The 8,593-nt window shown below is 61.0% G+C and carries 10 protein-coding genes; 7 read left to right on the top strand and 3 right to left on the bottom strand.

What is annotated here, in order from left to right:
* Nucleotides 1-95: 95 nt before the first annotated feature.
* Nucleotides 96-719 carry a ParB-like protein gene (locus tag VFL62_RS04370; RefSeq protein WP_325171149.1) on the bottom strand — a complete coding sequence of 208 codons (624 nt, stop codon included), beginning with the start codon at nt 717-719 and terminating at the stop codon, nt 96-98.
* A gap of 368 nt (nt 720-1,087) precedes the next feature.
* Here VFL62_RS04370 and VFL62_RS04365 point away from each other — a divergent pair, with 368 nt between their 5' ends.
* From VFL62_RS04365 to VFL62_RS04335, 7 genes are all read left to right on the top strand, one after another.
* On the top strand, nt 1,088-1,972 hold the full coding sequence (locus tag VFL62_RS04365; protein ID WP_325171148.1) for an ion channel: 885 nt from the start codon (nt 1,088-1,090) through the stop codon (nt 1,970-1,972).
* Nucleotides 1,973-2,058: 86 nt separating this feature from the next.
* Nucleotides 2,059-2,403 (top strand): hypothetical protein, encoded by a 345-nt coding sequence (locus tag VFL62_RS04360; RefSeq protein ID WP_325171147.1) that lies wholly within the window; start codon nt 2,059-2,061, stop codon nt 2,401-2,403.
* A gap of 220 nt (nt 2,404-2,623) precedes the next feature.
* Complete coding sequence (locus tag VFL62_RS04355) at nt 2,624-2,911, top strand: acyl carrier protein (protein ID WP_072815786.1); 288 nt, start codon at nt 2,624-2,626, stop codon at nt 2,909-2,911.
* 11 nt (nt 2,912-2,922) lie between these two features.
* Nucleotides 2,923-3,393 (top strand): 3-hydroxyacyl-ACP dehydratase FabZ family protein, encoded by a 471-nt coding sequence (locus VFL62_RS04350; RefSeq protein ID WP_325171146.1) that lies wholly within the window; start codon nt 2,923-2,925, stop codon nt 3,391-3,393.
* Complete coding sequence (locus VFL62_RS04345) at nt 3,390-4,583, top strand: beta-ketoacyl-ACP synthase (protein ID WP_325171145.1); 1,194 nt, start codon at nt 3,390-3,392, stop codon at nt 4,581-4,583. The genes VFL62_RS04350 and VFL62_RS04345 overlap by 4 nt, the downstream gene beginning before the upstream one ends.
* 16 nt (nt 4,584-4,599) lie before the next feature.
* The gene (locus VFL62_RS04340; RefSeq protein ID WP_325171144.1) at nt 4,600-5,880 is read left to right on the top strand and encodes a beta-ketoacyl-ACP synthase; all 1,281 of its coding nucleotides are present in this window, start codon (nt 4,600-4,602) and stop codon (nt 5,878-5,880) included.
* A gap of 73 nt (nt 5,881-5,953) precedes the next feature.
* Complete coding sequence (locus VFL62_RS04335) at nt 5,954-6,886, top strand: lipid A biosynthesis lauroyl acyltransferase (RefSeq protein WP_325171143.1); 933 nt, start codon at nt 5,954-5,956, stop codon at nt 6,884-6,886.
* A 132-nt stretch (nt 6,887-7,018) separates the two neighbouring features.
* On the opposite strand, the gene VFL62_RS04330 is transcribed toward VFL62_RS04335, so the two are convergent.
* Together VFL62_RS04330 and VFL62_RS04325 are read right to left on the bottom strand one after the other, a co-directional pair.
* Nucleotides 7,019-8,125 (bottom strand): polyamine ABC transporter substrate-binding protein, encoded by a 1,107-nt coding sequence (locus VFL62_RS04330; RefSeq protein WP_325171142.1) that lies wholly within the window; start codon nt 8,123-8,125, stop codon nt 7,019-7,021.
* Between the two features lie 15 nt (nt 8,126-8,140).
* On the bottom strand, nt 8,141-8,593 hold a 453-nt coding region (locus VFL62_RS04325), incomplete at its 5' end, for an aminotransferase class I/II-fold pyridoxal phosphate-dependent enzyme (protein WP_325171141.1).

The following is an 8,593-nucleotide window of genomic DNA, read 5'->3' as shown; positions in this document are numbered from 1 at the left end:
ACCGGATGGCCAATGTCACCGCGATGCGGCCCAACGATGAGTTCTAACTGATGGGCCGGCTGCCGAAGGCGTAAGGCAACACCGGCTGCGCTGATTTACGCCTCAGACGCAGGCCCGCACCAGCCGGGCAAATAGGTTGCGTCCTGGCTTCTTGCCAGTTCAAGGCTCTTTTCCACCGCCTTCGCAAAATTATCCTCGACCGTCTTGGTCGAAATTCTGCGGCGCAGAAAGTCGGCCCAGAGAAATTCGCTGAACGGTGTCGTATCCTTGGCAAAACCGCCCGCACGCCGCAGCTCGCCGGCGAGGCTGCGGAACGGATCGTCCTTGAGATCCTCGATGGACTTCGGCAAATCCTTGAAATGCCGACGTTCGCCCTTGGCATCGTAAGGGTAGACCCACCGCTTGTTGTCCATTACGCCCCAGAACGCGTCCTTCTCGACCATGCTGAGATCGCCGATCACGGTGACGAGGATATCCTTCACGCCCTCATCATGGAGCGCACGCGCCAGGTGATGATGATCGACCACGTAAAAGCGCTTCTCGGGGCCACGGACCACGGGGATCATGTGCTTGCCGAGTGATTCCGCCTGCTTCTTCTTTTCCTGCTCGCGCCAGCGTTTGCGCTTTTCCCTCACCTCGCGCATTCCGACGGTCATCTGGGTCGGCCGAAGCGCCAGAATCGGTATCGGGTGGATCATCGGTTCGCGGACGTTCGACATGGCTGGAGCTCCGATTCCGAAGTTCGCAAGCAATTGCAGCGGCCTCTGATGCGAACTTCGGAATCAAAGGAGCTCTTGCAGGTAACAAATTCCAGGCGGCCTTGAACTTGAATTGCTGTGACCAACCTGCCTGCGACACGGACAGGAATTTCAAATTCGCCGCACTGGACATTCCCCCGCCTGATTGTGAAATATGTCGTTGTTGTTTTCTCGATTATGGCATGCTGTGACTTAGGTTCAATGACCTTTGGCTACATGCGGAAGCCCTAAAAGGCTGCGAATTGGTTGCTCACCGCGGGCCAGCTGCGACAATCCTCGAACGCCGACGCCCCCCGCCTGACGCACCAACCATCAAGAGACGCTAGGAAATGATGAGCCGCCTGAAGGATCGGAGATCGAATACGTCTATCGTGCGTCTCGGCGATCGCGAAATCATCGCCGAAGGACTCCGCCTGAATTTTTGGGCCGATATCAGTCATCGCTGCATGACGGCGTCATGGCCCGCTTTCATCGCCGGCGCGGCACTCGTCTTCGTCATTTTCAATACGATTTTCGGTTTCCTTTATTGGCTTGGCGACAACCCGGTCTCGAACGTCAAGCACAGCGACTACATCGACTATCTCTATTTCAGCATCGAGACGCTTTCGACCGCCGGTTACGGCGACATGCATCCGCAGACGCATTACGGGCATTTCATCGCCACGGTCGAACTGTTCACCGGCATCTTCTCGATGTCGGTCATGACCGGACTGATCTTCGCCCGTTTCTCGCGGCCGCGTGCGCGGCTCTTGTTCGTCGACAATCCCGTGATATCGACCCGTGAAGGAAAACCGACACTGATGGTGCGTCTCGCCAATGAGCGTCACAACGTCATCGGCAATGCCACCGCGCGTCTGTGGGTCATCAAGAACATCGTCAACCGCGACGGCGAAGTCCTGCGCCGCTTCAGCGAACTTTTCCTGGAAAAGAGCGAACACCCGGCACTCGCACTGACCTGGACGCTGTTTCACGTCCTCGATGACAACAGTCCGCTGTACGGGCTCGACGCCGAGGGCATGAAGGCGGCCAGCGTTTCGCTCGTGGTGGTCGTGTCCGGTTACGACGTTGTTGCGGCGCAAACCATCCACGCCCGCAAGACGTATGACCACAGCAAGATCCGGTTTGGACAGCGCTACGCCGACATCCTCGAGGAACTCGATGACGGCCGGGTCCGTATCGACTACGGCAGGTTCCATGACACTTTGGACGGATGAGTCCGCTTGGCCGCACTTCTTCTTTTTACTTCGAGTTGCAAAGTCGGCGTGCTAAAGAATGCTGAGTTGCCCCGGAGCTGGCATCCGTGAGACCCCAGCGACCCATCGTATCGGCCCCCTCGGAAGAAGAGCACCGCGTGCTCCAGTTTCGGCCGCGCCCGGGATCACCACTTGCCCAGCGTATGAAACAACCGCCTTTGGCACGTCGGCTTGAGGTCGCCAATGACCTGTCGCGCTATGAGCGGGTGCCCGATGAGGCGGTAGACTACCGGCAGCGAATGCTCGCCAACGTGGCCGCTTTCGCCTTCACGGTCGCGCTGCTGGCGATCGGCATCTGGCTGACCATGAGCATCTCCGAACTGCGGCGAACCCAGGACTGTGTCCTGATGGGACGCCACGATTGCGTCCAGATCGCCGTGCCACATAACTAGCGACGTCGGGCGGACGAACGTCCGGTCGGCAAAAGCGGCCCAAACCGCGCCTTTGCCCCTGGAATTGACCGCTACAAGCGTCAGCTCCCTCCATTGAACTCAGGGCTGCGCTCCGATATACGGGCTTGCGACTCCGGATGGTGGATGAGACCGGTTGGGCCGCGCGGTCGCCACCTCTTCGCTTCGTGGGATTTATCCTCAATATATCAAAGGTTTAGTGATGTCTTCTACATTCGATCAGGTGGCAACGATTATCGCTGAAACCTGCGACATACCGCGCGATACCATTACGCCGGAAAGCCACGCGATCGACGATCTCGGAATCGACAGCCTCGACTTCCTCGACATCGCCTTTGCGATCGACAAGGCATTCGGAATCAAGCTGCCGCTGGAAAAGTGGACACAGGAAGTCAACGACGGCAAGGCGACGACCGAGCAGTACTTCGTGCTGAAGAATCTGAGCGCACGGATCGACGAGCTGGTCGCGGCCAAGGGCGCTAGCGCTTAACTCGCGCGACCATGCAACTTGAATATTTCCACCTGATCGACCGCATCGTCGACCTCGATATCGGCGCCAAGAAGATTGTCGTCGAAGCCCAGGTTCCGGAGCAAAGCACCATCTTCGAGGGGCACTTCCCTGGCTATCCGTTGATGCCTGGCGTGCTGCTGATCGAATCGATGGCGCAGGCGTCCGGCTGGCTGCTGCTCGGCCTGCTCAAGTTCGAGCGCATGCCGATTCTAGCCGCAGTCAAGGAAGCCAAGGTTCGCGGCTCGGTCTTCCCGGGAGACCTCATCTCGATTGAGGCCGGCATCGCCCACGAGGGCTCCGGCTATGCGGTGACCGAAGCGAAGATCCGTGTCGGCGGCAAGCTGCGCGCGAATTCGAGCCTCACGTTCACGCTGATCCCCTTCCCCAATGCGGATATGCGCGGATACATGAATTCGGTTGCCGAGCGCGTCGGATTCCCGCAGCAGGCCATCGCCCCATGACCCAAATCAAACCTCCAACCGAAGTCTGGATCACCGGCATCGGGCTAGCGACGTCGCTTGGCGAAGGCCTGGACGCTCATTGGGATGCGCTCAATCAGCGCCGGATCAACGTCGATGAAAAGGGCTTTGCGCCCTGCGTCGTGCATCCACTGGCGCCGCTCAGCTTCGACGCCCAGATTCCAAAGAAGGGCGACCAGCGCCAGATGGAAGCCTGGCAGCGCATCGGCACCTATGCGGCGGGGCTGGCCCTGGAATCGGCAGGTGTTAAAGGCAACGCCGAGATTCTCTCGCGAATGGACATGGTCGTGGCCGCCGGCGGCGGCGAGCGCGACCTTGCAGTCGATTCGAACATCCTCAGTCTGGAGCAAAAGGGCAATTCCGCGCCCGGATTTCTCAATGAACGGCTGATGAGCGACCTGCGCCCGACACTGTTCCTGGCGCAACTCTCCAACCTGCTCGCCGGTAATATCGCCATCGTGCACGGCGTTACCGGCTCGTCCCGCACCTTCATGGGCGAGGAAGCCTCCGGCGTCGACGCTGCACGGATTGCACTCGCGCGCATTGCGGCCGGCCAAAGCGACATCGCCTTGATCGGCGGCTCGCAAAACGGCGAGCGCAAGGATCTGCTGGTGCTCTACGAATTCGGCGAGTTCAATCTCAAGGACAAATTTACGCCGGTTTGGGAACGCGGCGAACACGGCGGCTTCGCGCTGGGATCCGGCGGCGCATTTCTCGTCATCGAATCGAAGGCGCATGCGCAAGCGCGCGGCGCCAAGCCGTTTGCGCGCCTCGTCAACGTCGTCGCCGACATGTCGCGCCGCAAGCAGGCGGGCGACGTGACCGCAACGCTGGAACAGCTTTGGACCAAGCTTGGCAAGATCGGCGACAAGGCCGCGGTCATCACCGGCGCGACGGGAGTCGAGCCGGTAACGTCCGAAGAGCGCGCGTTTCTGAAGGCCCACGCCGGACTTCCGGTGCGCGCGAGCGGCACGTCATTCGGCCACACGATGGAAGCCCAGTTTCCGCTGGGACTTGCGCTCGCGGCTCTGTCGTTGTCGCGGGGCGCGCTGTTTCCGTCCGCCGGCGGGTCCGCTGTCGAGGTTGAAATGTCGACGCCGCCATCCCAGATTGTGGTGATCGGGACGGGCCACTGGCGCGGCGAAGGCATGGCGCTGGTCGAGGCGATCTAGTCAAACGGGGGGAAGCATGACAGCCACGCGCGATAAATTCGGCAGGCCGATTGTCGTCGTCACCGGCATGGGGATCGTCACCTCGCTCGGCGCGGGCAAGGCCGACAATTGGAAGAAACTCACGGCGGGCGAATCCGGCATCCGTACCATTACCCGCTTTCCGACCGAGGGGCTGAAGACCACAATGGCCGGCACGGTTGACTTTGTCCCGGTCGAGCCGTTTTCGTCGACGGATCTTTCAGAGCGCCTTGGCGAACTGGCCGCCGAGGAGGCCATTGCGCAAGCCGCGATCGGGAGTAAAGGCGATTTCCCGGGCCCGCTGTTTCTCGCGGTTGCGCCCGTCGAGGTCGAGTGGCCGCAGCGGCAGGAGCTTGGTCGTGCGATCGGCGCGCAGACCGAAATCGATTACGATGCCATGCTGCGGGTCTCCGGCGGTGGCCGCTACACGGCCTATCACCGCCGGTTCCTGTTCGGCTCGGTCTCCGACCACCTCGCCGAAGCGTTCGGCACCAAGGGTTCGCCGATCTCGCTGTCGACCGCTTGTGCCTCCGGCACTACCGCGATCCAGCTCGGGGTCGAGGCGATCAGGCGCGGCGAGGCCGACGCCGCGCTTTGCGTCGCCACCGACGGTTCGGTCAATCCCGAAGCCTTGGTGCGTTTTTCGCTGCTGTCGGCACTTTCGACCCACAACGACCCGCCGCAGGCCGCTTCAAGGCCGTTTTCCAAGAACCGCGACGGCTTCGTAATGGCCGAAGGCGCTGGCGCGCTGGTGCTCGAGAGCCTTGAGGCCGCGACCGCACGCGGCGCAAGGATTCTCGGCGTCGTCACCGGCTGCGGCGAGCTTGCAGACTCGTTCCATCGCACCCGTTCGAGCCCGGATGGCAAGCCGATCATCGGCTGCGTCCGCAATGCGCTCGCCGATGCCGGCATTGCTCCCGAGCAGATCGACTACATCAACGCTCATGGCACCGGAACGCCCGAGAACGACAAGATGGAATATCTTGGCATCTCGACCGTTTTCGGCGAACGCGCCAAGGAAATTCCGGTGTCGTCCAACAAGTCGATGGTTGGGCACACGCTGTCGGCCGCGGGCGCGGTGGAAGCGGTGTTCTCGCTCCTGACCCTGGAGCACCAGAGAATCCCGCCGACCATCAATTACGACATTCCGGACCCTGCCATCCCCTTCGATGTGGTCCCCAACAAAGCCCGCGATGCGCGTGTCACTGCCGTGATGTCGAATTCCTTTGGCTTCGGCGGTCAGAACGCCTCGCTGGTCTTGACCCGTGAACCGGTTTAGCTGGGACTGTTTTGACCCAGCACTGGACGCCGTGGCCGCTGACGCGCGTGCCGGCTAATCATCGTTGATCTCGATGCGCTCCCTCTTGCTTCGCGCCAGGGCCAAAATTCGCGACGCCGCGAAGACGATCGGCGATGGCATGGTGGGCGCCGCGACGATCATATTGTTGCGCACGGCGCGCTATTTCGACCCGATCAAGACGGCTGACTTTCTCGGCCGTGCGACCCGCCTGATCGGGCCTTTGACGCGCGAACAAAAGATCGGCCGCGCCAATCTGGTGGCCGCCTTCCCGGAGAAATCGCCGGAAGAAATCGAGACGATCCTGAGCGGCGTTTGGGACAACCTCGGGCGGCTCGGTGCCGAATTCGCTCACCTCGATCACGTCTGGGAGCATGACCCTGCTTTCCCGGAGAAGAGCCGGATCGAAATCCCGCCGCGTACCCACGAATTATTCGCCAAGCTACGGCTGCAGGAAAAGCCAGCGTTGGTTTTCGCCGCCCATATCGGCAATTGGGAATTGCCGGCTGTCGCCGCGGCGGCTCACGGGCTCGACGCCGCCATCCTGTTCCGCCGTCCCAACAGCGCCTCCGCCAACCGGATCATCGAGGAAATGCGTGCGGTGAAGATGGGGACGCTGATCCCCGCCGGCCGCGACGCCCCTCTGAAAATGGCCGAAGCCCTGCGCAAGGGACAGCACGTGGCGATGCTGGTGGACCAATACTTCACCAATGGCATTGAGGTGACGTTCTTCGGCCGCAAGACCAAGGCCAACCCGACGCTGGCCCGTCTGTTGCGGCAAATCGAATGTCCGATCTACGGGGTTCGCGTTGTCCGCCTGCCCAACCACCGCTTCCGCGCCGAAATTTCCGAAGAGGTCGAGCCGGTGCGCAATGCTTCCGGGCAAATCGACGTTCAGCAGACGATGCAGGCGATCACGTCGGTGGTCGAGGGATGGATTCGCGAATATCCGGATCAGTGGCTGTGGCTGCACCGCCGCTGGCGTTAGCGGATTGCGCACCGCGTCGACGTCATCGCGAGGAGATCGCGACAAAATTGCAAAGCAATTTTGCGCTGAAGCGACGAAGCGATCAAGATTTTCTGCGCTGGATTGCGTCGCTGACGCTCGCAATGACGACAGCTAACGCCCCGTCTTCACCTTGGTCCAAAGGCGGTTGATGATGCGCTGGGTCGCCGGATCGCGCGCGGTAATCACGAACAGCTTGGCGATCGTCGCTTCATCCGGATAGATATTCTTGTCGGCCAGAATCTTGGGATCGAGCAGCTTCTGGCTCGCCACATTGCCGTTCGCGTAAGACAGGAAGTTGGAATTCCTTGCCGCGATATCGGGACGGTAGAGGAAGTTGATCAGCTCATAGGCTTCGTTGACGTTCTTGGCGTCGGCCGGGATCACCAGATTGTCGAAGAACATTTGCGCGCCTTCCTTCGGGATCGCATAACCGATCGCGACCCCATTCTTGGCCTCGGCCGCACGGCTTCGCGCCTGCATGATGTCACCCGACCAGCCGACCACCAGACAGATTTCGCCGGTCGCGAGCGCGTTCAGATATTCGGAAGAGTGAAACTTGCGGACGTAGGGCCGGATCTTTCCGACGAGTTCGGCGGCTTTCTCCAGATCGGCCTGCTTTGTCGAGTTCGGATCGAGCCCAAGGTAATTCAGCGCCGCCGGAAAGATATCGTCGGGCGAGTCCAGCATATGGACGCCGCAATCCCTGAATTTCGCAAGGCTCTCCGGCTTGAAGACGATGTCCCAGCTATCGATGTCGGCACCCGCGCCGAGGATGCCCTGCACCGTCTTGACGTTATAGCCGATACCCGTCGTGCCCCACATGTAGTTGGCGGCATATTGATTGCCCGGGTCGTAGGTGGCGAGCCGCGCGGTCACCATCGGCCACGCATTGGCGAGGTTCGGCAGCTTCGACTTGTCGAGTTTCTGAAACACGCCTGCCTTGATCTGGCGTTGCAGGAAATAGGCCGTCGGCACCACGACGTCATAACCTGACTTGCCGGCCAACAGCCGCGTCTCCAGCGTCTCATTGGCGTCGAAGGTGTCGTAAACGACCTTGATGCCGGTCTCGCGGGTAAAGTCCTCGAGCACGCCGGGAGCCATATAGCTCGACCAGTTGTAAAAATTGACGGTGCGCTCTTCGGCTTTCGCAAGGACCGGCGACACCAGCGTGGCGGCAATCGACAAGCCAATCAGGAACACGAAACGCTGGCGGGGCATTTTAGCTCTCCGCCGCTATCGCCGGTGCACGGCGTCCGACAGCCGCTCAAGCGCGGCATCGAGCGTCGAATCCCGCTTGGCAAAACAGAACCGCACCACCGTGGTCACGGGATCCTGCTCGTAGAACGCCGACACCGGAATGGCCGCGACCTTGTAATCGCTGACGATACGCTTGCAAAAGGCTTCGTCCGTTTCGTTAAGGCCGAGCGGAGACAAATCGACTGTGAGAAAGTAAGTGCCCTGCGCGCGCAGGACCGGGAAACCTAATCTTTCCAGTCCGCTCGTCAGGCGGTCGCGGCTGCGGGCGAGATCTTTGCGCATCTGGAAGAAATACGCGTCCGGCTTGCCGAGCCCGTAGGCGACCGCAGCCTGAAGGTTCGGCGCGGTGGTGAAGGTCAGAAATTGATGCACCTTGGCGGCAACCCGTAGCAGCGGCGGCGCGGCACAGACAAATCCGATCTTCCAGCC

This window comes from Bradyrhizobium sp. (assembly GCF_035701725.1).
Taxonomy (GTDB): Bacteria; Pseudomonadota; Alphaproteobacteria; order Rhizobiales; family Xanthobacteraceae; genus Bradyrhizobium.
Note: the sequence above shows the minus strand (reverse complement) of the source record. Positions and strands in the feature narration are given on the sequence as shown.

Bases quoted from the DNA above. Each gene is read 5' to 3' on its own strand.
- VFL62_RS04370 (WP_325171149.1), bottom strand. From the start codon at position 719: ATGTCGAACGTCCGCGAACCGATGATCCACCCGATACCGATTCTGGCG.
- VFL62_RS04365 (WP_325171148.1), top strand. From the start codon at position 1,088: ATGATGAGCCGCCTGAAGGATCGGAGATCGAATACGTCTATCGTGCGT.
- VFL62_RS04355 (WP_072815786.1), top strand. From the start codon at position 2,624: ATGTCTTCTACATTCGATCAGGTGGCAACGATTATCGCTGAAACCTGC.
- VFL62_RS04350 (WP_325171146.1), top strand. From the start codon at position 2,923: ATGCAACTTGAATATTTCCACCTGATCGACCGCATCGTCGACCTCGAT.
- VFL62_RS04345 (WP_325171145.1), top strand. From the start codon at position 3,390: ATGACCCAAATCAAACCTCCAACCGAAGTCTGGATCACCGGCATCGGG.
- VFL62_RS04340 (WP_325171144.1), top strand. From the start codon at position 4,600: ATGACAGCCACGCGCGATAAATTCGGCAGGCCGATTGTCGTCGTCACC.
- VFL62_RS04335 (WP_325171143.1), top strand. From the start codon at position 5,954: ATGCGCTCCCTCTTGCTTCGCGCCAGGGCCAAAATTCGCGACGCCGCG.
- VFL62_RS04330 (WP_325171142.1), bottom strand. From the start codon at position 8,125: ATGCCCCGCCAGCGTTTCGTGTTCCTGATTGGCTTGTCGATTGCCGCC.